This is a genomic window from Paenibacillus roseus, assembly GCF_016424485.1.
GTDB lineage: Bacteria > Bacillota > Bacilli > Paenibacillales > Paenibacillaceae > Paenibacillus_D > Paenibacillus_D roseus.
Window position 1 is genome coordinate 434,344 of the sequence record NZ_JAELUP010000103.1, and the last position, 25,532, is coordinate 459,875.

The following is a 25,532-nucleotide window of genomic DNA, read 5'->3' on the forward strand; positions in this document are numbered from 1 at the left end:
GTTGCTGAGAGGAGAAATGTTCATGCAAGATGCTTATGTAATTCCCGCTATTGTAATTGGTGTAATTGTCGTCCTGGGACTTGCCTTTTGGGCCCGCTTCAAAACGGTAAGCCCGGATGAGGCGATGGTCGTCACCGGTTCCTTCCTTGGTTCGAAGAATACGCTGATGGACGACAGCGGACGCCGTATTAAAATTGTACGCGGAGGGGGCGCATTCATACTGCCGGTCTTCCAGAAGGCCGAATTCCTCTCTCTGCTGTCCCACAAGCTGGACGTATCGACACCGGAAGTGTATACCGAGCAGGGAGTTCCGGTTATGGCTGATGGGGTGGCGATTATTAAAATCGGCGGCGCGATCGAGGATGTGTCTACGGCTGCCGAGCAATTCATGGGCAAACCGACGGAAGCGCTCAAAGGAGAAGCGCAAGAGGTGCTTGAAGGGCATCTGCGGGCTATTCTAGGCTCCATGACGGTCGAAGAGGTATATCGCAACCGCGACCGCTTTGCCCAGGAGGTGCAAGGTGTGGCCGCGAAAGACCTGAAGAAGATGGGACTGCAGATTGTATCCTTCACAATCAAGGACCTCCGGGACAAGCACGGATATTTGGATGCGCTTGGAAAACCGCGAATCGCCGTCGTCAAGCGCGATGCCGAGATTGCGGAGGCGGAAGCGGTCCGGGATGCCCGTATTCAGAAGGCTCGGGCGGAGGAGGAAGGGCAGAAGGCGGAGCTGCTGCGCGACACCAATATCGCCGAGGCTTCCAAGGACAAGGAGTTGAAGGTTGCCTCATTCAAACGCGAGCAGGATACTGCGAGAGCGGAAGCGGACCAGGCATATTCGATTCATGAGGCTCGTGCGCAGCAAAGCGTGGTTGAAGAGCAAATGAAGATTGAACTGGTACGCAAAGAAAGAGAGATCGACCTGGAAGCCAAGGAAATTCTAAGACGCGAGAAGCAATACGATGCGGAAGTCAAAAAGAAAGCGGATGCCGACCGTTACGCTGTCGAGCAGGCTGCTGAAGCAGATAAGGCGCGGAAGTTGCGTGAGGCGGACGCGCTGCAATACAAGATCGAGGCAGAGGCCAGGGCCCTTGCTGAGCAGAAGCGGCTGGACGGTCTGGCGGTGGCCGATGCCGAGCGGGCGAAAGGTACGGCGGAAGCTGAAGTCATCCGACTGCGCGGTCTGGCTGAGGCAGAGGCGAAGGAGAAGCTGGCGCAGGCGTTCGAGAAGTTCGGAGAGGCGGCCGTACTCGATATTATTGTGAAGATGCTGCCTGAACTGGCCGGCAAAGTTGCCGAGCCGATCAAGGGCATTGACAAGCTGACGGTTGTAGACACCGGCAATGGTGAAGGAGCTGCGCGGGTGAGCAACTATGTGACCTCGCTGATGGCGACAGCGCCGGAGATGCTGAAGAGCGTATCAGGTATTGATTTGGAGGAACTGGTCAAGGGATTGACCAGAAAGGCTGTGCCCGGTAGCGCTTATAATGCGCAGCCGCTTCACGCCGCGGCTTTGGAGTCGGATACAATTATCCCGATAGCGGAAGATGACAAGGCCAAGGGCCAAGCGTAAGCCAGTGCTGGACTGCTGGAAACTATGCTGCTCTACAGACGAAGCTAACGGCTGATTTCAGCGGGTGGGAAACTTAAAAACAAGAGCGGGCTATTTTTCAATAGCCTGCTCTTATTTTTAATTTTTTACATTGCGGATTGCGGGGAGGCTTTTTACTGAATTGTACAAGCTTCACATTCATACCCGTCTCTCCAGAGATTCGCTTCCTGCTACCAGCTAACTCACTCCCCGTGGAACTCGACTTTCAGATTATGCTTGGCGAAAACGTCGAGCATGGCAGCTTTGGCTTCGGCCTGGTCGGGACCATGGATTTGAAGATGATAGGCTCGGTCGCGGTAAAGCGTCATGCTAAGGCCAAGGATGCTCTTCGCATCAATGTAATGATCGGGACCAACAATGAGTACGATGCTGGAAGTGAATTTATTGGCGATCATGTTGATATCCACGATGGATCGAATACTGCTTTTCATCAGAAATCCTCCCGTTACATGGAATCGGTATACAGCTCAACCGCTAACGATATTCTCTCGGAATTCTGCGAGCTACGCCAGTGCGAATCGCCGCCTGGATAACCAGATCGCGAATGCCGCTTACAACTTGTTGATTGAATACGCTTGGAATGATGTAATGCTTGCTCCGCTCCTTGTCAGAGACCGCAGAGGCGATCGCTTCCGCTGCGGCCAGCTTCATCTCTTCATTGATTGTGGTTGCCCGGCAGTCCAGCGCACCGCGGAATATGCCTGGGAAGCAGAGCACATTGTTGATCTGGTTCGGATAATCGGAGCGTCCTGTCGCGATGACGCCTGCAATATCCTCGACTTCTTCCGGCAAAATCTCCGGTGTCGGATTAGCCATAGCGAAGACGATCGGCCGCTCTGCCATGTTAAGCACGTCCTCTCTCTTCAGCAATCCGCCTGCGGACAAGCCAATGAAAACGTCCGCTCCCTGAATCACTTCGCGCAACGTGCCGGAACGGCGCTCAGGATTAGTTTGGCTGGAGTACCACTGCCAAATCTCATTATCATAGGTCTGGTCTGCTGTAAGCGCCCCGCATCGGTCTACGCCGATAATGTTCTTCACGCCTGCGGACAGCAAGATTTTACTGCAAGCGACCCCCGCCGCGCCGATTCCGCAGACGACGACCTTCAGGCCTTCGATGGATTTGCCGACGACCTTCAGTGCATTGATCAGCGCGGCATACAGGACGACGGCAGTGCCATGCTGGTCATCATGGAATACAGGGATGTTCAGCTCCTCGCGCAGCCGCTGCTCGATCTCGAAGCAGCGCGGCGACGAGATATCCTCCAGATTGATGCCGCCGAATGCGGGGGCGATCGCTTTGATTACAGCAATGATCTCTTCGGTATCTTGCGTATCCAGGCAAACCGGGAAGGAGTCGACATCCGCCAACTGCTTGAACAGCATGGATTTGCCCTCCATAACGGGCATTGCGGCATAAGGACCGATGTTGCCAAGACCGAGAACGGCGCTTCCGTCGGAGATCACTGCTACGCTATTGCGCTTCACGGTCAACGTGAACGCTTTGTTAGGCTCCTCGTGAATAGCCATGCATACGCGTGCGACATCCGGGGTGTAGACACGGGAAAGATCGTCGCGATTTTGAATCGGAGTTTTCAGCTTGGTCTCAATTTTGCCGCCGAGATGAAGCAGAAATGTCCGGTCTGACAGATGGAGCAAGCGGACGCCCGGCATGTTGCGGATACGCTCGGTAATGATGTCGATATCTATAGTGTCGATGACGGTGATGGTAACGTCACGGATCGTCATTTGGCTGCTGGTCTGAATGACATCGATGGCGACAATATCGCCTCCGGCCTCAAAGATGGCGGCTGTTACCTGGCCGAAGCTGGCTTCGTCGATATTCATTTCAATGCGGGCAATGACGCTTTTACCGCCCAGTTTAGGTGTGCTCATGTCTGCCTCCTTGGCATGTCATTAGATCTGTATTTGGTTGATCAGGCGGTTAGCCTTCCTCGTTCACGACGACTTCTTTTCCTCTGCGCTTCAGAAGAATAGGCACGACAATCCACAGCGCGGCAATAATCAGGAATGCGAGAGACATCGGCTTTTGCAGAAAAATCATAAAATCGCCATTGGATGTCGTCAACGCGCGGCGCATGTTGTTCTCAATCATCGGTCCCAATACGAGGCCGAGTACAAGCGGAGCGAGCGGGAAATCGTTGCGGGCCAGCAGGAAGCCGGCGACACCGCAGACCAGCAATAGGATCAGATCGAAGACCTGGACCTGTACCGCATAGACGCCGAATACCGAAATGGCAACAATAATCGGAATGAGATATTTGGGCGGCGTCTGAATGACTTTGGCAAATACTTTCACCAGTGGCATATTGAGTGCCAGCAATAGCAAATTGCCGATGAGCATACTTGCGATTAGCCCCCAAGCTACCTGAGGATGCTCTTCGAACAGCAATGGGCCTGGCTGGATGTTGTACATGATGAGTGCGCCCATCAAAATAGCGGTCGTACCGGAGCCCGGAATGCCAAGTGTAAGCAGAGGAATCATGGCTCCGCCGGATGCGGCGTTGTTGGCCGATTCGGGCGCTGCAACGCCGGCGATATTGCCTTTGCCGAAGGTCTCAGGGTTCTTGCTGACTTTCTTCTCCAGAATATAGCTGAAGAACGAAGCAAGCGTCGCTCCTGCGCCTGGGAGAATACCGATGAAGAATCCCAGAATAGAGCCGCGCGCGATTGGAGCCGCGCTATCTTTGAAGTCTTTTTTAGTAGGCAGGATGCGGCCGATCTTGGAGATGGGTCCGGAGTTGTAGTCCTTCTCCAGAATGGTCTTGAACACTTCCCCAAGCGCGAAGAGGCCGACAGCAATAGTGAGAAATTCAAGGCCGGAATACAGCAGCGGAATGCCGAACGTGAAGCGCGCCACGCCGGATACGGTATCCATGCCGATGGTGGCGAGCAGCAGTCCGAATACGGTCATGATGAGCGCTTTCGTAATGGACTTCCCGGCAAGACCGCTTACGGCGCATAGTCCGAGCAGCATCAGCGAGAAATAATCCGCCGGACCAAATTTGATTGCGACGTTGGACAATGGCTGAGCCAGCACAACCAGGGCTACGAGGGCAAAGAGGCCAGCGATGAATGATCCGATAGCCGCGATGGCCAGAGCCGGGCCCGCTCTGCCTTGCTTCGCCATCTGATAGCCGTCCAGTGTCGTGACGACAGAGGAGGATTCGCCCGGCGTATTGAGCAGAATTGAAGTAGTGGAGCCGCCATACATGGCCCCATAATAGACGCCCGCAAGCAGAATAATGGAGCTGGTAGCGGCTGCTTCAGGCGGCAAGCCGCTTGTCATTGAGGCGGTGACCGGGATGAGCAAAGCGACGCCGCTCATGGGGCCGATGCCTGGCAGGACGCCGACTGCCGTGCCGATCAAGACGCCGAAAAAGGCAAAAACAATGTTATGCCACTGCAAGGCGGTCATAAATCCGTCCGCCAAATAATCCAGTACGTTCATTCAAATCCCTCCCATGCTTATCATAGCCAAGATGGGAGGCCCGGAATGGAGCCTTCCAACAAGACGACAAAGATGACATAGACACCAACGGAGAATACTCCGGCGATGAGAATCGATTTTAACCACTTGCCTCTCTCGATCGTTTGGAACGCTACGAGCAGAAAGACAAAGGTACCGATGATATAGCCAATAAACTCGATAAAAAATGCATATAATAATGCGGTAATAAAAATAATGAAGAAACTTTTATAATCCAGTTTGGTCTTTTTGTGCTCGGCAGGCTTGGTTTTCAACACCTCGTAGAAGAGACGAATGCTGAGCAGGACTAATGCGAGACCCAGTCCAAATGGGAATATATTAGGCCCGACAGTGCTTCCGTACGAGGTGGCGCTGATGCTTGCGCTCTGCCACATGAAGCCGATGCCAAGAAGCAGGAATACGATGCTGGCATAGCGGTCAAACGTTCTGTTCATTGGGATACCTCCTGTAGGGATAAAGAAGGGAAGAGAACATCAGCTCTCCTCTCCTTCATCGAAGTTATTTCTGCATGCCTAATGCAGTCAGCAACTCTTGCACGCTTTTCTCCTGCTGCTCCAGGAAAGTCTTGAAGTCAGCACTATTGCGGTACTCGCTTGCCCAGTCATTCGCCACAAGTTCCTTCTGCCATGTTTCATTCTCGGACAATTGTTTCAACGTCTTATCCCAGAAGGCAAGCTGATCTTCGGTCAGCCCTTTCGGACCGAATACACCGCGCCAAATGACGAATTCCGCATCCAGACCAAGCTCCTTCATTGTAGGCACATCCTTGAAATCGCCGCCAAGCCGCTCGTTTGATGTGATGGCCAGAATTTTAATTTTGCCGGCTTTAAGGTAACTGCCGAGCGACGAGATATCCGTGCCGATGGCGTCAGCGTTATTGCCCAGCAGCGCAGCGATAGCCTCGCCTCCTCCATCGTAGGACAGATATTTGACAGTTTTCGGATCGATGCCGGACTTGAAGGCCGGCAGCACGCTGACCAGATGGTCCATGGAGCCGGGGGCGGAGCCGCCGGCGAGTGTTATAGCTTTGGGGTCCGCTTTAATGGCATCAATCAGCGACTGAAGATCGTTGTACTTGGAGTCAACTGATACCGCAATGGCGCCGAAATCCTTCGTAATCTGTGCCAGCGGCGTGACGTCTTTGTATCCATACGGGCTGTTGCCTTCTTTTTTCAGATTGTTGATAAGAATCGGAGGGGAACTTACGAACAATTTGTAGGGGTCCTTGCTGTCTTTGGCCACATACTCCCCTAGAAATACCGTACCTCCGCCGCCCGGCTTGTTCTCGACGGTCATCGTTTGCTCAATGAGCTTCGTCTCCGAGAGCACCTTGGCCAGAGAACGGGCCGTCTTGTCCCATCCGCCGCCAGCACCGGAAGGAGCCGTTATAGTAATGGGTTTTTTCGGATATTCCCCGCCGCCGGCGGTGCTGCAAGCTGTTAAACTGACTGTGAGTACGAGCGCTGCTGCTATTGTTTTTAATACGTTCCGTTTCATCATGGATAGTTTCCTCCTTAATAGGGTCCCGAAATAGAGTATATTGTAAACGCTTACTGAAATCGGAGTGATTTCATACTATCACCGTGTTTTGAACTTGAATAGAATTGCGTTATAAGTTGAAAAAGGTTCATTTGGTTAATTTTGTTCATAAAATTTACGGCAATTCCAGCGGTTTGCACTTTGTTCCAGAGACGTTGTAGCATACAATAAGAACATCAAACACAAAGCAAAGCGACAGTCTGATAGTATGGAGGGAAATGTATGCGATTACAAACGAGACTGATCCTGCTCATCGGTATTCTGCTGTTCTCTACTATTGTTGCCTTGACCTTCAGCTTTGAACGATTGCTTGTAGATACACTGGAGAAGGATATAGGCGCCTCGGCGCTTATGCTGGCCAAAGTAGTCGCTGAGATGGATGTCATTCAGGAAGCCTTTGAGGCGGATGATCCCTCCGCCATTATCCAACCGGTCGTGGAAGAAATTCGGCGGGAGACCGATGCGGAATATATCGTCATCGGCAACCGCGACGGTATCCGTTACGCCCACCCTGTCCCCGATCGGATCGGGAAGGAGATGGTGGGCGGCGATAACGAACAGGTTCTTCAAGGTAAGAGCATCATCTCGAAGGCTGTCGGTTCCATGGGGCCGTCACTGCGCGGCAAAACACCGATCTATAACGATCGGAATGAAATTGTCGGCATTGTGTCGGTAGGCATTTTAATGAAGGATATTGAAGAGTCTGCTCAGTCCTATCGCAATCGAGTTCTCTTTTTTGCCGCGCTTGCTTTGATGGTAGGCTGCGGTGGGGCGATATGGATCGCTTCCAGTGTGAAAAGGCTGACGCACGGTCTGGAGCCCAAGGAAATCGGCTTGCTTTATCAGGAGAAACGGGCGATCCTGGAGACGATTCATGAAGGGATTATTGCAGTCAATCGGGAAGGAATCGTAACGCTTGCCAATCATACGGCGACGATGATGATTGATCCTTTGGAAGAGACATCGGTCACGGGACGGCATATTCAGGATGTCATCCCGGATACAAGACTGCTTGAGGTGATACAGTCCGGAGAAGCGGAGAAAAATCAGGAGATGATTATCAATGATCATATCGTCGTCGTAAACCGTCTGCCGATTTACGATCATGAGCATCGCATCGTCGGGGCGGTATCGAGCTTCCGCAACAAGTCCGAGCTTCTGAGATTGACGAATGAACTGATGCAGGTGAGGGAGTATACGGAGACGCTTCGTGCCCAAACTCATGAATATTCGAATAAGCTCTATACGATCTATGGTCTTATTCAATTGGAGTCTTATCAGGAAGCGATGGACCTTATTACGCATGAGACGGATATTCATCAGAATTTGATCCAGTTTCTTCTTCAGGAAATACCTGATCCTATCATTGGAGGCATTCTAATCGGCAAGTTCAACCGCGCCAGCGAATTGAAGGTGCGGCTCGACATTAACAGGGGCAGTACCTTCAAGGATATTCCGGATTCCATAAGCCGCAACTTGCTGGTAGCCATTATGGGCAATCTGATTGACAATGCGATGGAAGCGTCTTTGGCGGCATTGGGTTCGGAAGACCGTTGGATCAGCGTATGGCTTAGTGACAAAGGAGATGATCTTCGCATCGAGGTGGCAGATAGCGGCGAAGGCATTCCTGCAAGCAGCGAGGGCCATTTGTTCGAGGTTGGTTACTCCACGAAGGGAGAAGGAAACAGGGGATTCGGCCTGTCCATTGTACACGGCGCGGTACAGCAATTGAACGGATCGATCGCATACCGCAATGCAGAAGAAGGCGGCGCGGTATTCACCGTCTCCATTCCGAAGGCAAGGAGGGATAGTTATGATACGGGTCGTCATCATTGAGGATGATGTGCGAATCGCTAGCATCAATCAGCGTTTTGTGGAGAAGCTAGAGGGCTTTGAGGTGGTCGGGATTGCGACGGATAAAGCACAGGCCCATGAACAGCTTGATATTCTAATGCCGGACTTGGTGCTGCTTGATCTGTACTTTCCCGACATGTCGGGACTGGACTTGCTGCAGCATATCCAGAGGAATTACCCGCATACCGATGTGATGATCATTACCGCCGCGAAGGAGTTCGATACGGTGCGGGAGGCCATACGGGGCGGCGTATACGACTTCATGATCAAGCCGGTCGTATTCGAGCGGTTTCAGGAAAAGCTGAAGGCCTATCGCAAGTATCGCGAGCAACTGAGACAATACGAAGAATCCGACACGCAGATGGATCAGCAATGCGTGGACCAGTTGTTGTGGGGAACGGGAGAACGCTCCGATAAGGACACGTATTTGCCCAAGGGCATCGACAAAATTACGAGCGAAAAAATTATGGTTTATATCGAATCGGCTGCCGGTGTCTGGACGGCAGAAGAGCTGGGCAAGCATGGCGGCTTCAGCCGTACGACAGCGCGCAGGTATCTGGAGTATTTCGTCGAGAAGGGAGTGCTGGCGGCCGATATCTCTTATGGCACAGTAGGCAGGCCGGAGAGGGTATACCGGAAGGCGACTTCATGACCTATACGAATAAAGATCGCCAGCATAGCCAAACGGCCATGCGAGGCGATCTTTTTATTTCAGAGAATGGGGCTCAAAACCAAAATTAGTGGTTGACTTCTAGGTAGAGGGGACGCTGCGTGGCAGAGGATTCTTCCGATCGCTGTTAAAGCCCGATTCCTGTATAGGATAGAGGTTAGCAGGGGGAATCGGGCTGTAAAGGCGACCACGTTCGTTTCTCCAGAATTCCTCTGCCCCTTCGCTGCTATCTCCTCTATAATCAACCACTAATTTTTAGGTTGAGCCAAAAAAAGAGCGGGCTATCTTTTCGATAGCCTGCTCTAAGCAAATATTATTAACGGCTGTAGAACTCAACGATTTGTTTTTCGTCGATGTCTTGAGACAGCTCAGCACGCTCAGGCAAACGAATATATTTGCCTTCCAGAGCTGCGTCATTGTACTCCAGATAGCTTGCTACGTGTGAGCGGCCTTCGAGCGCTTCTTTGATCGCTTTCAGGCTGCGGCTGCGCTCGCGCAATCCGATTACATCGCCAACAGCAACAGTGTAGGACGCGATGTCCACTTTTTTGCCGTTAACAGTGATATGTCCGTGAGCAACCAATTGACGTGCGCCTGCGCGGGAGTTGGAGAAGCCCAGACGGTACACGAGGTTGTCCAGACGGCTTTCCAGCAAGAACATGAAGTTTTCACCGGCAATACCTTTCAGTTGGTTCGCTTTGTCGAACAGATTGCGGAACTGCTTTTCGTTCAAGCCGTACATGTGGCGAAGCTTTTGCTTCTCTTGCAATTGAACGCCGTATCCGCTCAGTTTCTTACGCTGTCCCGGGCCATGTTGACCTGGAGGGAACGGGCGCTTCAATTCTTTTCCTGTACCGCTCAGGGAGATACCCAGACGACGGCTCAATTTAAACTTAGGTCCTGTATAACGTGCCATACTCGTAAAAACTCCTTCTTCAAATGGAATGTTTGAAAAGGGGCTCTCTGTTTCGCCGGCTGCTTCCAACGGCCGTCCCTTCCAGCGGAAGGATCGGACACGATTAAGTCCATAGACTTCAGACAAGCTTTTCAGCCGCTGGCTTGTCTGTGGGAGCAGCCATGAGGGTGACACAAAACCGTTTACCCTTTATCCAACTATAAATTTTATAGGAAACGGGGGAGTAATGTCAAGGGGAAGCCTGCTTATAAAAAAATTCGATTATATTCGACATTCAATGCATGATTTAAATGGTTCTGGTGAATCAAAAGTCCTTTATTTACCATTCAAAATAGTGCAAATTTCATGAAAATGAAGTATGATTGAATAAATTAGATCGTAATCTCTGTACCGTTTTGAAGATCGCATAAGACGAAAGGAACAGGGTGCTGCGTATGATGAAAGAGATACGCCCGCATGATTATGATGCAAATTCAATAATGAAACAGTCGATGCATGAGCTGTCGTTCTTTCTGACAAGCGGGAACGCGTTTCCGGAATCGGGTTTGCCTGCCATCTTGGAGGAGGGTTTTCGGTTATGGCGGTCGGAAGCAGATGAATCTGTTCCAAAGGGAATTCTGATGCTGTTTGACGGGCAGGGAAGCTGCTTGGTGCATGAGCCTGCGGATACGCAGTGGGATTCTCGTTCATGGACGACGGCGAAGCTGCTGCTGCCTGTCGTGCTGGAAGCCTGCAAATCGGGAAAGCAAGAGCGGATGCTACAGTCCCTCGAGTACGAGGGCGAAGCTTATGAGGCTTGTCTGAGCGTTGTTCCGATCATGCTGGACCAGACTCAGGGATGCGCAGCCGTATTTGGTTTTATTCAGCCGGCCAATGAGGCCTCCGATATGGCTGTTTTGCATAGCTGTGCGCTCCATTATCGGGCGTGTTTGCATCGCCATCTGGAGCATTTATACATACAGCATCTTACCCGAGAGCAGGTGGCGGCGGAGAAGGAGGCGGCGCGCCGCGAGGCGATGCTGCAGGCAACCAAACGGCTGCATGACCAGATTCATGTGGTCGCTGTGCTTAATGAATTTATGAATACGCTTGAATTGCTTTATCCGCATTCGAATGTGGAGTTGCTGTTGTCGCAGGACTATTCCCATGCCGATGCCCGCGTCCAACTGATGACGTTCACGCATGATATGAATGATATATGCGCTGTAGCATTTATGAGTGGAGAAGCGGCTCTCAGACAAGAAGAGGGACGAATGACGATTGCAGTTCCGATTACCGGCAAGCAGGCAACTTATGGTGTGCTTAGGTTGACAACTGTTGGAATGGAATGGGAAGAGGATGAGCTTGCGGATATGGAGATGCTTGCCGAGACTGCGGGTACGGCATTCGAAAATGCCAAGCTGTATGAGCAGTCCAATCAGCTAATCAACGAGCTTCAACTGATCAATGAGCTGACGAGGCGGCTCAATCAATCGCTTCAGCTCAAAGATATCATTGAATTTACAACAACGGATTTGCTGCAAATTTTTAAAGCGGATTACTGTTGTATGCTGCAATATTGCAAAGAGGACAATGAATTTATCGTGTTGTCCAGCAATAAGCCGGAGTTGCTCCATGAACGGCTCAATGGAGATTACGGGTTCTGCGGGAAAATTTTGCAGACCAAGGAAGCACTGATTGTATCCGATTACTCCGAGCGCACGGCAGTATCCTCCAAATTTATGACACTGACTGGTTCACATTCCCTCATAGCGACACCGATGCTTGTACACGCCGAAGTGCTGGGCGTCATTTTGCTAACACACCGCAGACCGCATTTTTTCTCCTATGACAATTATAAGCTTCTTCAGGTTCTCGCAACACATATCGGGCTGGCGATCACAAACGCGTCGCTTCATTCCGAAATGCGGCGCATGGCCATTACCGATCACTTGACCGGACTCCATGCCAGACATTTTCTGGATGAGCAAATTCAGGCCAGACAGCGGCAGGATGAGCTTGGGGCGCTGATTCTCGTTGATATCGATCATTTCAAGGAGGTCAATGATACATATGGCCACCAGATCGGAGATAAAATACTAACGCAGGTAAGCAGCATTATCCGGTCAGTCATACGAGATTCGGATATTGCCGCACGCTGGGGCGGGGAAGAGCTCGCCGTATATTTGCCCTCGGTGACGACTGGGCAAGCTTACCGGATTGCCGAGCGGATTCGCACCCAGGTCTCTTCGCAGACGGACCCTGGCGTGACGGTATCATGCGGCGTATCCGAATGGCATTTTGAAGACGGCAAGGTCAGCGTGGAAGCGCTATTTTATCGGGCGGATATGGCACTTTACAAAGCTAAAAAGAGCGGGCGCAACCATGTGCAAGTGGGCTAGGCAAGATGCAATGTTGCGTAATCCATGATAGGATGGAACAGCATCACGATATCGAATGAATTAGGAGGAACTTGCGTTTTGAGAGATCCTAGATTGAAGAAGCTCGCTGAGAATCTTGTCGGATATTCCATTGATGTCCAGCCTGGAGAGAATGTCCTTATCAATATGATTGGTTCGGAGCGGGAACTGGTGAAATGTCTGATTGAAGAAGTTGGCAAGCGCGGCGGGCACCCTTTCGTAGAGACAAGCGATCGTTCAGTGCTTCGCTCGCTGCTGATAAATGGCAGCAAAGAGCAGTTGGAGTTGTGGGCCGAATTGGATCTCAATCGGATGAGGGCGATGGACGCCTATATCGGGATTCGCGCAGGGGAGAATGTGAATGAGCTGGCCGGTGTACCGGAGGATAAAATGCGTTTGTACCAGCAGATTTATGTTCATCGCGTACATCTGGAGCAACGTGTTAAGAAGACCAAATGGGTTGTTCTACGCTATCCGAATAGCTCGATGGCCCAACTGGCTAATGTGAGCACCGAGGCATTTGAGGATTTCTACTTCAACGTTTGTAATCTAGATTATGCCAAAATGGAGCAGGCGATGGTGCCGCTCAAGGAATTAATGGAGCGGACGGACAAGGTTCGCATCGTTTCGCCGGGTACAGATATTAGCTTCTCGATTAAAAATATCGGGGCCAGGCTTTGTTCGGGCCATCGCAATATTCCGGACGGCGAGGTGTTCAGCGCGCCGGTTCGCGATTCGGTTGAAGGCACCATTACGTACAACACGCCTAGTGTTTATGCAGGTGTTACATTTGAGAATATTTCGTTTGCCTTTCAGAAGGGCCAAATTGTGAAAGCTGAGAGCAATGATACGAAGCGCTTGAATGACATACTGGACACTGACGAGGGCGCACGTTACATCGGGGAATTCAGCCTGGGCTTTAACCCGCATATTCTTCACCCGATGAAGGACACATTGTTTGATGAAAAGATTGCCGGCAGCTTGCATTTTACGCCGGGTCAGGCCTACGAACAGACAGATAACGGCAATCGTTCATCCGTTCACTGGGATCTGGTGCTTATTCAGCGTCCGGAATACGGGGGCGGCGAGGTTTATTTTGACGATGTGCTGATTCGCAAGGATGGCCGCTTTACAATACCGGAACTGGAGCCGCTGAATCCTGAGAATTTGACATAACATCCAATCATTTTTGTTCAAAATTCCATTGAACGAATTGCCAAATCACGGTATCATGTAGAAAGATTCAAAGAATATATTCGGAGGGGATTTTTATGTCCAATAACGCAGCAATCGTAGACATTTCCCAAACAGCTAATCGTTTCAGGTCTTCCATCGTTCTCCAAGCAGAGAATAAATACATTGATGTAAAAAGCATACTAGGCCTGTTCACGACGCTCGTTAGCGGGCATTCCTATGAGCTTCATGTTCACGGTCCTGACGCGGATGAAGCCAAGGTTGCTATGGCTGAAGTCTTCGCAAAGCACAATTTGAATATCGCAGTAGTCGCCGATTAGAAAGGCCCTCGTACAGTTAGAAGCACCCTGCCCGCAAAGCGCGGTCGCGGGTGCTTTTCTGTTTTAACCTTGTGTATTGGGACGATTTCGTCTAATATAAAAGGTAGAAGACGGCGACTAATGCGCACAAGGGGGAGTACGATGTCTTCATCGAATGTGATGGTGCATATGCATCAAAGGGCGCTGCATCTTCTTGAGGAAGATGCCAATAAAATTGAATTGCTGATCGAGGTTCAGATGGAGAACCTTGCTACCCGCAAGTGCCCTTTATATGAGGAAGTGCTGGATACTCAAATGTATGGCTTTTCCCGTGAGGTCGATTTTGCGGTGCGCGCCGGCTTGATCGAGGAATTCGCAGGCAAGCAAATTTTAAGCAGGCTGGAAAGAAACTTAGCGCATCTGTATGAAGCGTTGGACCTTAAAGAAAAAGAGTAGTCTCTTTGCCGAGAGACTACTCTTTTTGTTTAAATCTCGTCTATACCAAATAAAAAGCGATCCCGAGAATAATATACACCATGAGAAGCAGTACCCCTTCATACCAGTTCGTCGTTCCGTCTTTGGAAATCGATTTGGCGATAAAGACAGCAACGGCGATTGCCGTCAATTCGATCGGGGTAAACAGAATGTCCATTGTCTGGCCGAACAAGGTACTGACCAGGATCAGTACAGGAGCGACGAAGAGCGCAATCTGCAGGCTGCTTCCGATGGCGATTTCGACTGCAGCGCCGATTTTATTTTTCATCGCCATCATGACGGCTGCACTATGCTCGGCGGCATTGCCAATGATCGCAATTACAAAGGCGCCCACGAACAGCTCCGATAGGCCAAAGCGCGATGTGAATGTATGCAGAGTCCCGACGAGCCACTCGCTGACGAGGGCTACCATGATTGTGGCCAGAACAAGAAACAGAACCGAGACGCCTCTGGACCATGGTGGAGTTTCCCCGTGATCTGCAGCGGCTTCCCCGTCCGAGAGCAGCGATCTGTGGGTAATCATGGAGAAGATCAGCCATAGCAAATAGGATACAATCAAAATTGCGGCAATGGACAAGCTGAGCAGATGATCTTTTTCGACGGAGAAATGCTCGGCTTTCACGAATACAGCGGGTACGAACAGGCCAATGACTGCCATAATCATCAGGGTGGCGTTATAACCGGCAATTTGAATATTAAAATGCTGTTGCTTGTATTTGAGTCCCCCCAACAGCACGCTAAGCCCGAGGACAAGCAGCAGATTGCCGATAATCGCCCCGGTAAGGCTGGCCTTGACCATATCGAACAGGCCCTCCTTGACGAGGAAAATCGCAATAATCAGTTCGGCCGCGTTGCCGAATGTCGCGTTCAGAAATCCGCCAAGCCGTTGTCCGGCATAATGGGCGACACTTTCAGTTGCTTTCCCCAGAAAACCGGCAACGAACAGGATAGCGAGCGCTGACAGTGCAAATTGCCACATCACGTTCCACCCTCCGTAATGGCTGATTGCACTCAGTGCAAAGATCGCTACCATTACGCTATAAAATCCGTACTTTTTCATGTTGCCCACCTCTTTTATGTATGATTTCCAATTGTATAATGCGCCTCGGCGGAAATTGCGGAATAAGCAGAGGGTATTATGCCCTAAGCAATCAACTTTTACCCGCATCTGAATCAGACAAAGGCGAATAAAAGATAGCGCGGCAGCATAAAGATAGGATTTGCTTCCACTCAGTTCATCCAGTACAATGAAATTATATGGAAGATGAGGAGTGAAGCCAAATGACCGAAGACTTGAATACAGGTTTGATTAGAATTTCAGATGACGTAGTTTCTACTATAGCCGGTCTTGCAGCTCTGGAAACACCGGGGGTTGCTGCGATGTCCGGAGGAATATCCGAAGGCTTGGCCAAGCGTCTGAGCGGCAGAAATGTTCAGAAGGGCGTCTCGGTCGAAGTTGGACAGTTGGAAGCCGCTATAGACTTGCGAATAATCGTACAATATGGAATTCCGATTCAAGAGGTGTGTCGCGTGCTCCAGGGCAATGTCCGTGAAGCGGTAGAGAATATGACGGGGCTTCATGTTGTGGAAGTCAATGTAAAAGTAGAAGGTGTCTTGTTCAAAGATGAAGAACAAGAAGAAATTCAGCAAATTCGGGTTAAATAAATAAATGGGGTATGAGGCAGGGCGCTGAGTGGACAAACTGTTGGCGTCCTGTTTTTAGCTTTGCAGAGTTATATTCCCCACTCATAACAATAGCAGCCGACGTATTCAGACGCAGGCTGCTATTGTTTTTGAAATAGAGATATCGTCTATCGGTTACGCGGATTAACCGATTCCTAAGAGGTTGATTCACGCGAAATGCTCAGCAAAATGCCGATGCTGGCCATGGTGATAAGAAGTGATGACCCCCCGTAGCTGATAAACGGCAGGGTGACGCCCGTAATCGGCATCAAACCGGAGACACCGCCGATATTGATAAAGGCTTGAATACTGATCAGCCCTATAATACCGGCACCTACAACTGTTCCGTAAGTATCCGGACAGCGTATGGCAACAAGCAGTCCGCGCCAAATCAAAGCGACATAACAGGCTAGAAAGAGCACGCTGCCGATAAATCCGAACTCCTCACCGATGACGGCGAAGATAAAGTCGTTGTACGGATAGGGGAGATAATGCAGCTTCTGGACCCCGTGTCCAAAGCCGGCTCCGACAAGGCCGCCGTGTCCAAGTGCGAATAGGGAGTGCGACAAATGATAACCGGTTCCGAGCATATCATCCAAAGGATTCATAAAGGAGGTGAAGCGGGCGATCCGGTAGCCCCATTTATCCAATTGCGGGTCTGCGGCAAGAGATATGGCGACCATCAAAGCAACCAGGACACTTAACGCTACTCCGGTAAAGAACAAGTGCTTTAGATTGGAGCCTCCCGCCACAATCATAATCCCGGCACATATCGCCAGTATGATGCAAGATCCCAAATCCGGCTGAAGCATAATCAGACCGGATACAAATCCGACAATAACAATGACCGGCAGCAGCCCTTTTTTGAAATCGCGAAACTTTTCGCCTTTTTTTGAAATAAGCCTGCCGAGATATAAAATAATCGCCAGCTTGGCAAATTCCGTAGGCTGAATGCCGAACCCTGCAAATCCGAGCCAGCTTTTTGCGCCATTAATTTCTTTACCTACGAAAGGAACGATCGCAAGCAGGAACATGACACCGATAAAATAAAAAATAAACCACGTTTTAAATTTTTCGTAGTAAATATTCATCAGTGCAAATAAAACTACAGATCCTACGGCGGCAAACAGGAGCTGTTTTTTGACAAAGTAAAAAGCATCCCGATTATACCTATCCGAGACCACGGCAATATTGGAGCTGGCGCTGAACACCATCACCAGCCCAAAGCCGACCAGCAGAAGCGTCAGGATCAACAGCAGAAAATCCGGTCTGCCCCGGATCGCGCCCTGCGTTTTTTTCATCGGGTTAACCCCCAGGCTACGCAAGAAGTTTTTTCAGGTCCTGTAAACGCTGCGTTGCTATATTCAATATTTGCTGAGGAACCGGAGACTCATATTCCAGACCGTGCGGGAAAGTAGCTCGTCCGATATAAATCGCTTCAATTTGCAAGATGGCGTAAGGCTGCTCCAGCTTGCCTTCCACAGCGCGGGTATTGACGCGTAGGAAATACACTTGTTTATTCGCATTGTCTTCCAGCTTCAAATCATATGTAGCGCGATAATAATCCCACTGCCAGCGTACGAATCCAAGCTTTTCGCCTGATTCATCAAGGTGGGCCAGATCGCTGGTCACGCCATTCAGACCGCTATTGTCAATAATCAAGGAAAATCCCCCTCCAAATAACAAAACGTTTTCTTTTATCATGATAGTATGTTTCCTTTGACAGTGCAAGCCTGCCCGAATCACGGTTTTCCTTCAATGGTGACAGTATTGCGAATAATTGATCTGTTCGATATGAAAACTCCCCATTTGTTTCAGAACGGTCTTCTGGTAAAATAATAGCCGTAGAGCTTGCTGGCGCTGTGAAGCCGGCGGGCAAGTGTAAATATGGCAAGGGGGACTTGCGGTGATGACCGAGTCGTTTAATGATGTCAGAAACATGCAAAGCCTCTATTCCGCAATGGTCGGCTGGCGAAGATACCTTCATCGTCATCCAGAGCTATCCTATGAGGAAAAGCAAACTTCGCTTTATATCGCAGAACAGCTTCGGGCGATGGGATGTGAGCCGGTTGTCGGCGTAGGCGGGCACGGGTTAACTGTTCTGATTCAAGGGGAAAAGCCGGGACCGGTCGTGGCTCTGCGTGCGGATATTGACGCACTGCCTATCCAAGACCAGAAGCAGGTGGACTATATCTCGACTGTTCCGGGCGTGATGCACGCTTGCGGGCATGATGCCCATACCGCTACATTGCTTGGGATAGCCAAGTATTATATGGATCACCGTTCTGCCCTTGCAGGGGCGAGAAAGCTGATTTTCCAGCCGGCGGAGGAAAGTACGCCTGGGGGAGCGCTGCCGATGATCAGGGAAGGCGTTCTTGAGAATGTGGATGCAATCTATGGCGTTCATCTGTGGACGCCGCTGCCAGTCGGAATGGTGGCGTCAAAGTCAGGGGCATTCATGGCAGCTCCGGATGAATTTTATATTGATATTACAGGCCGGGGAGGTCATGGGGGCCTGCCTCACGAGACCATTGATGCGATTATTATCGGGAGTGCTCTGGTAAGCGCGTTGCAGACAATTATCAGCCGCAATGTCAATCCGCTGGAGCCCGCCGTTATTTCGGTTGGTTCTTTCCAGGCGGGCAGCACAACGAATGTTATTGCGGAAACGGCACACTTGCGCGGTACGGTGCGGACATTCAATCCGGACACCCGGAAGCTGATTCGCCAGCGGATGGAGGAAATGATTCAGCAGACCTGTTCCATGTATGGGGGAAAGGGTGTTCTGGATTATCGGGAAGGATACCCGACTGTCGTGAACGACGCGGATGAAATTGCCCGGTTCTTCAAGGTAGGAGGCAAACTGTTGCCGCAGGAGCAGGTGCAGCAGTCCGGTCTGATTATGGCGGGAGAAGATTTCTCCTATTACTTGCAGCAGCGCAGAGGCTGCTTTATGTTCGTAGGAGCAGGCAACCCGGAGAAGGGGGCCCGCTATCCGCATCATCATCCACTGTTTGATATTGATGAGAATGCGATGCTGATTTCAGCCAACCTGCTAATCGGCATGGCGGAGGATTTTGCAAGTTCTCAGATTTAAATCCCATGGGCATTCAAATATATGGGTTGTATGAGAAAGACTGAGGCAGGCCACGCTATCGTTGGGTACGAAAAACATGTAAATCAACGATGGAGGACTGTGCGATGAGAACGGTAAAAGAAATTATGACAACGGACTGCATTACAGCAACCCAGCACGATAACATTTACGAGCTGGCGGTCATGATGAAGAACAATGATATCGGTTTTGTGCCAATTGTGGAAGGCAGGAAGCTGCTTGGCGTTGTGACTGACCGCGATTTGGTGGTTCGCGGCTATGCCCAGAAGCATTCCGGCTCCACCTCGGTAACCGAGGTGTTGACAACGGACATTGAGACCATTGCGCCATCGACATCGGTGGATGAGGCTGCCCGCATTATGGCGCGCAATCAAATTCGCCGTTTGCCGGTTGTTGAGAACGGTGAATTGCTTGGCGTAGTTGCTATTGGCGACCTGGCGATCCGCGAGATTTTTGCCGATAACGCTGGCGAGGCGCTAAGCCACATCTCCGAGCAGGAGAACCAGCCATCAGCCGTTCATTAATCCGGCTCGGCTTTTGGCCGAGCAGCGTAATCGTTGCGAATCATAATGGAAGATGTGATGAAGAAAGCTGTCCCGAACTGCCGGGGCGGCTTTTTTTTGCCGCCCAATTGCGCCTGTGCTTTCGTATTTGGAATAAAATGGCCGGGGTAATCCCACACTAGGAGGGACGAAAATATGAACGAGCAAGACAAAAGGAAAGGATGAGTACGTTGGCACATCAATCAGGCGCAATCATGATACAGCCGAATTTCACAATTTTGCTGGACAAGCGGCATCCGCAAGGAGAACATGCTGCCGAGCAGCTGGCCGGATTTGCGGATTTGATTAAACGGCCAGGGGACTTGCATACGTATCGAGTGACTCCGCTATCGATATGGAATGCGGCGGCAGCAGGGCTGTCGGAGAATGACATATTGGATGTGCTGGAGCGGCATAATCGCTTTGAGCTGCCTGTTCAGGTGGAAACGGGCATTGTGGAATGGTTCGCGCGCTACGGACAGCTGCGGCTGGAGCAGCGGGGCGGAACCATACTGCTTGTGGGAAGCGATGCCATCGTATTGGCGGAGCTTGCTGCCAAGCCTGCAATTCGCGATAGTCTGCTGCTCAAAGACTCGGATCATGCGTGGGAGATTCGTCCCGCGCACCGGGGCAGGCTCAAGCAGGAACTGATTCGGATCGGCTATCCGGTGCTGGATTTGGCAGGTTACCATAGCGGGGAAGAATTGCAGGTCAGCACCCGGGAACTGGCGTTAAGAGATTACCAGCAGCAAGCGGTGGAATTGTTCTATAAGGAAGGCAGCGTCCACGGCGGCAGCGGCGTATTGGTTTTGCCCTGCGGGGCAGGAAAAACCGTTGTGGGATTGGCGGCGCTTGCGAAGCTGAAGTGCGCGGCTTTGATATTGACGTCCAATGTCATCTCCGTGAAACAGTGGAAGCAGGAATTATTGAACAAAACAACCCTAAGGCAAGAGGATATCGGCGAATATGCCGGAGCACTCCGCGAGGTGCGCCCGGTTACAATCGCGACGTACCAAATTATTACCCATAGAAGCGCCAAGCAGGAAGATTACGTCCATATGAAGCTGTTCAGCGAACGGAACTGGGGTCTGATTATTTATGATGAGGTCCATCTTCTGCCTGCCCCGGTATTCCGTATGACTGCAGAAATCCAGGCTACCCGCAGAATGGGGCTGACTGCGACGCTTATCCGTGAAGACGGTCGGGAGGAGGATGTATTCTCGCTGATCGGACCCAAGCGCTTCGACCTGCCCTGGAAAACACTGGAGAGCAAAGGCTGGATCGCGGCTTTGTCCTGTGTAGAGATCCGTATTCCGCTTGCCGAGGCCTGCCGGGAGAAGTATTGCAAGGCACAGCCAAGAGGCAAACAGCGTCTGGCCAGCGAAAATCCCCTTAAGCTTGATGTCATTAGCGAATTGTTGGAGCGCCATGTCGGACAGCAGATTTTAATTATCGGCCAGTATTTGAATCAGTTGGAACATTTGTCCTCCCGGCTCGGAATTCCGATGCTGACCGGAAGCACGCCTCATGATGAGAGAGAGCGGCTGTTTGAGCAATTCAGGCAAGGGAAGCTGTCGGTACTGATTGTGTCCAAGGTTGCCAATTTCGCCGTCAATCTTCCGGATGCCTCGGTTGCGATTCAGGTTTCAGGAAGCTTTGGCTCAAGGCAGGAGGAGGCGCAGCGGACGGGGCGGATACTGCGGCCAAAATCAGGGAGCAATGAGGCGCGGTTTTACAGTTTGGTGACGGAAGGAACGAAGGAGACTGAATTCGCGCTCAAACGGCAAATGTTCATGATTGAGCAGGGCTATTCATATGAGTTGGAAATGTGGGGCAACCATACCGAACCGGGAAAGGCGGCAGTGACATGAGAACGGCAGAAATTGCACTGCGATTCGGCGAATCGGAACTGAATGCTTTCATTGCCAGCCACCCGGCATGGGAAGAAGCTGCTTCTGAAGGTCTTGGCTGGCGTCAAGCGCAGCTTGACAGCCGTGTGCTGGCAGCCGCGGCAGCAAAGCTGTCTTCAAGAGCCCGCGCTCTGCTTGAACTGGCGCTACGCCAGTTAGGTCCGCTCCCCTTTGACGAGGAAAGGCTGCGCAAGGCAGGAGCCATTCAGGGTCGCTGGTCTGGCGCCGAGCTGTTGCAAGGGCTGATTGAGCTCAGGCAGGCGGGCATTGTATTTGCAGTGCGCAAATCATGGGGAGACGAGCTGTTCTTTCTGCCGGGAGATGCTTTTGCAGCCTGGCTACATGCGTTGTTCCCGTTCGGTCCCGTGCCGCTTGCCAGAGAGCAGGCACGTCAGATCACGGATAGGCAGGGTGCTGATTGTGCTCCACTAGGCATGAAACTGTTGGACGGATTGCGGACATTGGTCATGGCAGGGATGCGTTTCAATGCCAAGGGGGTTCTCCCCAAGAAGGTGATTAGCAAAACGGCAGGCAGGCTGTTCATGAAGGAAGGAGATCTGGAAGGCTGGACAGCGGCATTCGCCTACCGGGATGACTACCCTAAGCCGGTTGCGCTTCTGCTTGATTTGGCATTGACGCTCGATCTGCTGCTAGAGGATGAAGACGGATATGTTTGGAATGCGGAGACGGGCGAGGTGTGGTTGAATCTGCCCGAAATAGTGAGGGAGAGGGAACTTGCTGCACTATTTGTCAGCAGATACATGACTGCGGACTTTAATTTGGCCTTTCCGTCAGCTGCTCTGCTTCATGTAGCCCCCTTCAAATGGTACGCGGTAGGCGATGCCGCAGCATGGCTGAGCAAGCTTGCCATCAGCAGTCCCAATGCAGACATGCAAGCTTCAAACAGGCAGCAAGCCATGCTCTCCGGCCTCGCTTGCTGCCTGCGCGTTCTTCAGGCATGCGGTTGGCTGGAGCAGGGGAGAACGAAGGATGGAATTGAAGTATTTCGCTGGCGGGTACTTGCCGCCAATGTTCCTCAGGCGGAGCCGGGACGGATCTATGTCCAGCCGGATTGCGAGATCATTGCTGCCCAGGATGTTCCTTTTTATGTTCGCTGGCATCTGGAGGAAGTTGCGGAGTTTGTGCAGGCCGGGGTTGTAACGGTGTATCGCATGACCAAGGCCAAGGCGGCACAAGCGGTGAAGCAAGGCTGGACAGGGGAAGGAATGCTGCAATTTTTACGGGATGCATCCGGGAATGATGTGCCGGAAAATGTAGCCGCTCTCATCCTGGAGTGGTCCCGTCAGGCAGGAAGCGTACAGATTGAGCAGGCAACGCTGCTTCGCTGCGCCGGAAGCGAAATTGCACAGCAGCTTGCTTCCGAGCCGTCACTTCGGGAACTGCTGGTCGAGCAACTTGGCGATCGGACGTTTGTGGTGGAACTGCGGCAACTGAACACTCTGCTGAAGGGGCTGGACCAGCTTGGCTGCTGTGCGGTCAAACCACCGTTGTCCGAGCAGTTGGAACGCGCAGGCAAAAGCCGGAACAAATCCCGTTCCCAGACAGCGAAGCCCCAGGCAGGATTGTTCTATGACCCTGTGGGATTGAAGCATTTTACACTGCATACCGAGGTTCCGCTGCTGATAAAGGCACATGAGGCCCTAAAGCAGTTGCCGTCGTCCTGGACGCGTCAGTTAAGAGCCTACCACTCGTCTACGAAGCGGGAAATACTGGAGCGGGCGCTAGAGCTGCATACAGCCGTAGAGCTGCGTTCCGATTCTTCCATTTTGTCCTTTATTCCTTCAACTCTCCATGAGGCGGAAGGAAGCTGGAGAATCAGCGGGTGGCTGAAGCAAGAGGATGGGGCCGAGCCGTCGGAAATATCGCTGCGCCCGGAGATGTGGGAGGAGATGCGGCTCATCGTTCCGGCAACGGAGGAATGAATAGGCTCTTCTATTTATCCCGTTTCGTGGTATGATAGGAGGGTAGTTCAATTTCATAATTGAGAAGGGGTGCATACATGCCGACTGCCGAAAAGACGTCCGTTTTACCAAGCGATGTTTTTGGCTATGGAGAACAAGTTGCTACGTTGGATATGGCAGGGTTGCTTCTGAACGCTTACGAGCTCGGAGACATGATTATTGGTTCGGCAGATGTTGCCGATTATTCATATTGGAAGTCGATTGTCGCTGCTGATGAAGAGGTGCAGAAGCTTGCCAAGCAGTTTCTGAAAGCCAAGGACTTTTTTACGGAATGTGAGCGCTTCGGACGCTTTCATCCTGATTTTCATGCGGCGAAGGACAAGGTCAAGCAGTTGCAGGGGGAACTGGATCGTCATGAATGCGTCAGACGGTTCAAGGAGGCGGAGGCTGCGGTTGATCAGCTATTGTATGACATCTCGCATCTCATTGCCTCTTCGGTGTCGGATACCATCAAGGTGCCTGGCAACGAATCTGTCGGATCGGGCTGTGGAGGAGGAGGCTCCTGCAGCTGCGGGAGCGGGGGCTGCGGCTAATCGTTTAGTTAACCTAATAAACCAAGAACGGAGGGAAGCTGTGTTTTCAGAACGGACAGGTTATATTATCTGGGTGAATGATTTGAAAGCTGCCCGTTCCCTGGATAAGTACGGGAACGTCTATTATATGTCGAGGAAGATGCACTATGTCGTCATGTACATGAATGCGGACCGCGCTGAGGATACGGTGCGCAATATTCAGCGGCTGCCCTTCGTTAAGCGGATTGAGCGTTCTTACCGCAATGAAATCAAAACGGAATATAATTCGGACGTACCGGACAAAACCCGGTTTTACAGCCTGTAAACGTCGAGCAAGCCTCCCGACCTGTTCGGGAGGTTTTCTAAAAATATAAGAATGTATTCGTTTTCTTATGAAAAAATGGCTTCTGTTTCTATGCGAAAAGTTGTTTTTTTAAAAGCACTTCCAGTTGATTTCACTTGAATTACAATGGATTGCAACGGTTGGACAACCTTGACTTTATTCTTTTTATATCAAAAAATGTAATTTTTAGGGTGTAATCCATGAAAACCGTTTCCAATTGCAGAATTATTATTTTTTCATTTGAAATCTTGCTTAGGCATGGTAGAATATGTAGTAACAATTTTATTAAGAATCAGGGCTGATCCCGGGGAGGAGTGGATTCGAGATGAAAGACAAAACGACCGAAAGATGGAATACTTACGAGTCATTTCATATCGTGCTTGGTGATAAAAAAGTTGCAGATGTCGTCATCACGAACCATGCCAAGATCCGTTGGGCAGACCGTATCGAAAGCGAGAAAACAGGCTTCGAGGATATCGCCGACTATATTTGGCAAAGTTTGAAACAAGGACGGGTTCAGCCCTATTACAGGAACGAAGAGGATGTCTACCTGATTGATGAAGATCTGGTATTTGTTGCCGAATTCGCTATACTGGAAGGTGAAACCGATTTAATTGGCAATCCGTTGCACAAGATGATCGTGGTTACGTTCCTCGGGCGCATGTCGGAAACCATTGAGTTAAGGGATCTGAAATCTTACTATTCCTGGCTTCGCCACTCTAGGCGGATGACTTTGATCAAGAATAGCCGCAAGCGCAAGTAGAGGCCGTCTTAGAGATTCAGCGTTTTGGCTATATAGAGCATAGCGAGCACGTACCGCTTTTTAGGTACGTGCTTTTCAAATCGCTAGAGGGGCGTGCGGAAGGTCAAGCTCGGGAACAACAGTATTCCATCTGTTAAACAGTTTGGCAGCGGACCTGAAAATTGGCATAGCTGCGTTTGCATAAGGGGGACAG

General features: G+C 51.0%; 24 protein-coding genes. 15 read left to right on the forward strand and 9 right to left on the reverse strand.

Annotation, left to right across the window (positions count from 1 at the left end; all coding sequences use genetic code 11):
• Positions 1–22: 22 nt before the first annotated feature.
• Entirely contained in the window at positions 23–1,573 is a 1,551-nt protein-coding gene (gene floT, locus JFN88_RS18870) for a flotillin lipid rafts scaffold protein FloT (RefSeq protein ID WP_199020825.1), read from the forward strand.
• A 221-nt stretch (positions 1,574–1,794) separates the two neighbouring features.
• On the opposite strand, the gene JFN88_RS18875 is transcribed toward floT, so the two are convergent.
• The 5 genes from JFN88_RS18875 to JFN88_RS18895 form a co-directional block, all read right to left on the reverse strand.
• Positions 1,795–2,043 (reverse strand): HPr family phosphocarrier protein, encoded by a 249-nt coding sequence (locus tag JFN88_RS18875; protein WP_199020826.1) that lies wholly within the window; start codon positions 2,041–2,043, stop codon positions 1,795–1,797.
• 43 nt (positions 2,044–2,086) lie between these two features.
• The gene (locus JFN88_RS18880; protein WP_199020827.1) at positions 2,087–3,508 is read right to left on the reverse strand and encodes an NAD-dependent malic enzyme; all 1,422 of its coding nucleotides are present in this window, start codon (positions 3,506–3,508) and stop codon (positions 2,087–2,089) included.
• Positions 3,509–3,557: 49 nt separating this feature from the next.
• A complete protein-coding gene (locus JFN88_RS18885; RefSeq protein WP_199020828.1) occupies positions 3,558–5,084 on the reverse strand; it encodes a tripartite tricarboxylate transporter permease in 1,527 nt (508 codons plus the stop codon).
• Positions 5,085–5,104: 20 nt separating this feature from the next.
• Positions 5,105–5,557 (reverse strand): tripartite tricarboxylate transporter TctB family protein, encoded by a 453-nt coding sequence (locus JFN88_RS18890; RefSeq protein WP_199020829.1) that lies wholly within the window; start codon positions 5,555–5,557, stop codon positions 5,105–5,107.
• A 64-nt stretch (positions 5,558–5,621) separates the two neighbouring features.
• Positions 5,622–6,620 (reverse strand): Bug family tripartite tricarboxylate transporter substrate binding protein, encoded by a 999-nt coding sequence (locus tag JFN88_RS18895; protein ID WP_199021319.1) that lies wholly within the window; start codon positions 6,618–6,620, stop codon positions 5,622–5,624.
• Positions 6,621–6,884: 264 nt separating this feature from the next.
• Between JFN88_RS18895 and JFN88_RS18900 the strand changes: the two genes are divergently transcribed.
• Both JFN88_RS18900 and JFN88_RS18905 read left to right on the forward strand, forming a co-directional pair.
• The gene (locus JFN88_RS18900; RefSeq protein ID WP_199020830.1) at positions 6,885–8,498 is read left to right on the forward strand and encodes an ATP-binding protein; all 1,614 of its coding nucleotides are present in this window, start codon (positions 6,885–6,887) and stop codon (positions 8,496–8,498) included.
• A complete protein-coding gene (locus tag JFN88_RS18905) occupies positions 8,476–9,168 on the forward strand; it encodes a response regulator (RefSeq protein ID WP_199020831.1) in 693 nt (230 codons plus the stop codon). Before JFN88_RS18900 ends, JFN88_RS18905 begins: the two co-directional genes overlap by 23 nt.
• 334 nt (positions 9,169–9,502) lie before the next feature.
• Here the strand turns inward: JFN88_RS18905 and rpsD are convergent, their stop codons facing one another.
• Complete coding sequence (gene rpsD, locus JFN88_RS18910; RefSeq protein WP_199020832.1) at positions 9,503–10,102, reverse strand: 30S ribosomal protein S4; 600 nt, start codon at positions 10,100–10,102, stop codon at positions 9,503–9,505.
• 434 nt (positions 10,103–10,536) lie between these two features.
• Between rpsD and JFN88_RS18915 the strand changes: the two genes are divergently transcribed.
• The 4 genes from JFN88_RS18915 (at position 10,537) to JFN88_RS18930 (ending at position 14,450) form a co-directional block, all read left to right on the forward strand.
• Positions 10,537–12,483, forward strand: a complete 1,947-nt coding sequence (locus JFN88_RS18915) for a sensor domain-containing diguanylate cyclase (protein WP_199020833.1) — start codon at positions 10,537–10,539, stop codon at positions 12,481–12,483.
• Between the two features lie 78 nt (positions 12,484–12,561).
• Positions 12,562–13,677, forward strand: coding sequence for an aminopeptidase (locus tag JFN88_RS18920; RefSeq protein ID WP_199020834.1), 1,116 nt, complete (start codon positions 12,562–12,564; stop codon positions 13,675–13,677).
• 95 nt (positions 13,678–13,772) lie between these two features.
• Entirely contained in the window at positions 13,773–14,015 is a 243-nt protein-coding gene (locus JFN88_RS18925) for an HPr family phosphocarrier protein (protein WP_199020835.1), read from the forward strand.
• A 141-nt stretch (positions 14,016–14,156) separates the two neighbouring features.
• Complete coding sequence (locus tag JFN88_RS18930) at positions 14,157–14,450, forward strand: Fpa/YlaN family protein (RefSeq protein ID WP_199020836.1); 294 nt, start codon at positions 14,157–14,159, stop codon at positions 14,448–14,450.
• A 40-nt stretch (positions 14,451–14,490) separates the two neighbouring features.
• Here JFN88_RS18930 and cax read toward each other — a convergent pair whose 3' ends face one another.
• Positions 14,491–15,549, reverse strand: a complete 1,059-nt coding sequence (gene cax / locus JFN88_RS18935; protein WP_199020837.1) for a calcium/proton exchanger — start codon at positions 15,547–15,549, stop codon at positions 14,491–14,493.
• A 221-nt stretch (positions 15,550–15,770) separates the two neighbouring features.
• Here cax and JFN88_RS18940 point away from each other — a divergent pair, with 221 nt between their 5' ends.
• Entirely contained in the window at positions 15,771–16,154 is a 384-nt protein-coding gene (locus tag JFN88_RS18940; RefSeq protein WP_199020838.1) for an Asp23/Gls24 family envelope stress response protein, read from the forward strand.
• A gap of 173 nt (positions 16,155–16,327) precedes the next feature.
• Here the strand turns inward: JFN88_RS18940 and ftsW are convergent, their stop codons facing one another.
• Together ftsW and JFN88_RS18950 are read right to left on the reverse strand one after the other, a co-directional pair.
• The gene (ftsW, locus tag JFN88_RS18945) at positions 16,328–17,473 is read right to left on the reverse strand and encodes a putative lipid II flippase FtsW (protein ID WP_199020839.1); all 1,146 of its coding nucleotides are present in this window, start codon (positions 17,471–17,473) and stop codon (positions 16,328–16,330) included.
• A 16-nt stretch (positions 17,474–17,489) separates the two neighbouring features.
• Positions 17,490–17,834 carry a YugN family protein gene (locus tag JFN88_RS18950; RefSeq protein ID WP_199020840.1) on the reverse strand — a complete coding sequence of 115 codons (345 nt, stop codon included), beginning with the start codon at positions 17,832–17,834 and terminating at the stop codon, positions 17,490–17,492.
• A 247-nt stretch (positions 17,835–18,081) separates the two neighbouring features.
• Here JFN88_RS18950 and JFN88_RS18955 point away from each other — a divergent pair, with 247 nt between their 5' ends.
• From JFN88_RS18955 to JFN88_RS18985, 7 genes are all read left to right on the forward strand, one after another.
• Positions 18,082–19,269: a M20 metallopeptidase family protein gene (locus tag JFN88_RS18955; protein WP_199020841.1), complete on the forward strand. Its 1,188-nt coding sequence runs from the start codon at positions 18,082–18,084 to the stop codon at positions 19,267–19,269.
• Positions 19,270–19,373: 104 nt separating this feature from the next.
• Positions 19,374–19,811: a CBS domain-containing protein gene (locus JFN88_RS18960; protein ID WP_199020842.1), complete on the forward strand. Its 438-nt coding sequence runs from the start codon at positions 19,374–19,376 to the stop codon at positions 19,809–19,811.
• A gap of 200 nt (positions 19,812–20,011) precedes the next feature.
• On the forward strand, positions 20,012–21,700 hold the full coding sequence (locus JFN88_RS18965; RefSeq protein WP_199020843.1) for a DNA repair helicase XPB: 1,689 nt from the start codon (positions 20,012–20,014) through the stop codon (positions 21,698–21,700).
• Positions 21,697–23,682: a helicase-associated domain-containing protein gene (locus JFN88_RS18970; RefSeq protein ID WP_199020844.1), complete on the forward strand. Its 1,986-nt coding sequence runs from the start codon at positions 21,697–21,699 to the stop codon at positions 23,680–23,682. Before JFN88_RS18965 ends, JFN88_RS18970 begins: the two co-directional genes overlap by 4 nt.
• A 77-nt stretch (positions 23,683–23,759) precedes the next feature.
• Positions 23,760–24,254, forward strand: coding sequence for a YlbF/YmcA family competence regulator (locus JFN88_RS18975; protein ID WP_199020845.1), 495 nt, complete (start codon positions 23,760–23,762; stop codon positions 24,252–24,254).
• Positions 24,255–24,294: 40 nt separating this feature from the next.
• A complete protein-coding gene (locus tag JFN88_RS18980) occupies positions 24,295–24,558 on the forward strand; it encodes a YlbG family protein (RefSeq protein WP_199020846.1) in 264 nt (87 codons plus the stop codon).
• Between the two features lie 343 nt (positions 24,559–24,901).
• Positions 24,902–25,339, forward strand: a complete 438-nt coding sequence (locus JFN88_RS18985; RefSeq protein WP_199020847.1) for a hypothetical protein — start codon at positions 24,902–24,904, stop codon at positions 25,337–25,339.
• Positions 25,340–25,532 lie beyond the last annotated feature (193 nt).

Coding starts and splice junctions, on each gene's coding strand:
- JFN88_RS18925 (WP_199020835.1), top strand. CDS start 13,773: ATGTCCAATAACGCAGCAATCGTAGACATTTCCCAAACAGCTAATCGT.
- JFN88_RS18955 (WP_199020841.1), top strand. CDS start 18,082: ATGACCGAGTCGTTTAATGATGTCAGAAACATGCAAAGCCTCTATTCC.
- cax (WP_199020837.1), bottom strand. CDS start 15,549: ATGAAAAAGTACGGATTTTATAGCGTAATGGTAGCGATCTTTGCACTG.
- JFN88_RS18875 (WP_199020826.1), bottom strand. CDS start 2,043: ATGAAAAGCAGTATTCGATCCATCGTGGATATCAACATGATCGCCAAT.
- JFN88_RS18985 (WP_199020847.1), top strand. CDS start 24,902: ATGAAAGACAAAACGACCGAAAGATGGAATACTTACGAGTCATTTCAT.
- JFN88_RS18965 (WP_199020843.1), top strand. CDS start 20,012: ATGAGTACGTTGGCACATCAATCAGGCGCAATCATGATACAGCCGAAT.
- floT (WP_199020825.1), top strand. CDS start 23: ATGCAAGATGCTTATGTAATTCCCGCTATTGTAATTGGTGTAATTGTC.
- JFN88_RS18970 (WP_199020844.1), top strand. CDS start 21,697: ATGAGAACGGCAGAAATTGCACTGCGATTCGGCGAATCGGAACTGAAT.
- JFN88_RS18940 (WP_199020838.1), top strand. CDS start 15,771: ATGACCGAAGACTTGAATACAGGTTTGATTAGAATTTCAGATGACGTA.
- JFN88_RS18905 (WP_199020831.1), top strand. CDS start 8,476: ATGATACGGGTCGTCATCATTGAGGATGATGTGCGAATCGCTAGCATC.
- JFN88_RS18900 (WP_199020830.1), top strand. CDS start 6,885: ATGCGATTACAAACGAGACTGATCCTGCTCATCGGTATTCTGCTGTTC.
- JFN88_RS18880 (WP_199020827.1), bottom strand. CDS start 3,508: ATGAGCACACCTAAACTGGGCGGTAAAAGCGTCATTGCCCGCATTGAA.
- JFN88_RS18915 (WP_199020833.1), top strand. CDS start 10,537: ATGATGAAAGAGATACGCCCGCATGATTATGATGCAAATTCAATAATG.
- JFN88_RS18975 (WP_199020845.1), top strand. CDS start 23,760: ATGCCGACTGCCGAAAAGACGTCCGTTTTACCAAGCGATGTTTTTGGC.
- JFN88_RS18890 (WP_199020829.1), bottom strand. CDS start 5,557: ATGAACAGAACGTTTGACCGCTATGCCAGCATCGTATTCCTGCTTCTT.
- JFN88_RS18930 (WP_199020836.1), top strand. CDS start 14,157: ATGTCTTCATCGAATGTGATGGTGCATATGCATCAAAGGGCGCTGCAT.
- ftsW (WP_199020839.1), bottom strand. CDS start 17,473: ATGAAAAAAACGCAGGGCGCGATCCGGGGCAGACCGGATTTTCTGCTG.
- JFN88_RS18885 (WP_199020828.1), bottom strand. CDS start 5,084: ATGAACGTACTGGATTATTTGGCGGACGGATTTATGACCGCCTTGCAG.
- JFN88_RS18895 (WP_199021319.1), bottom strand. CDS start 6,620: ATGAAACGGAACGTATTAAAAACAATAGCAGCAGCGCTCGTACTCACA.
- JFN88_RS18960 (WP_199020842.1), top strand. CDS start 19,374: ATGAGAACGGTAAAAGAAATTATGACAACGGACTGCATTACAGCAACC.
- rpsD (WP_199020832.1), bottom strand. CDS start 10,102: ATGGCACGTTATACAGGACCTAAGTTTAAATTGAGCCGTCGTCTGGGT.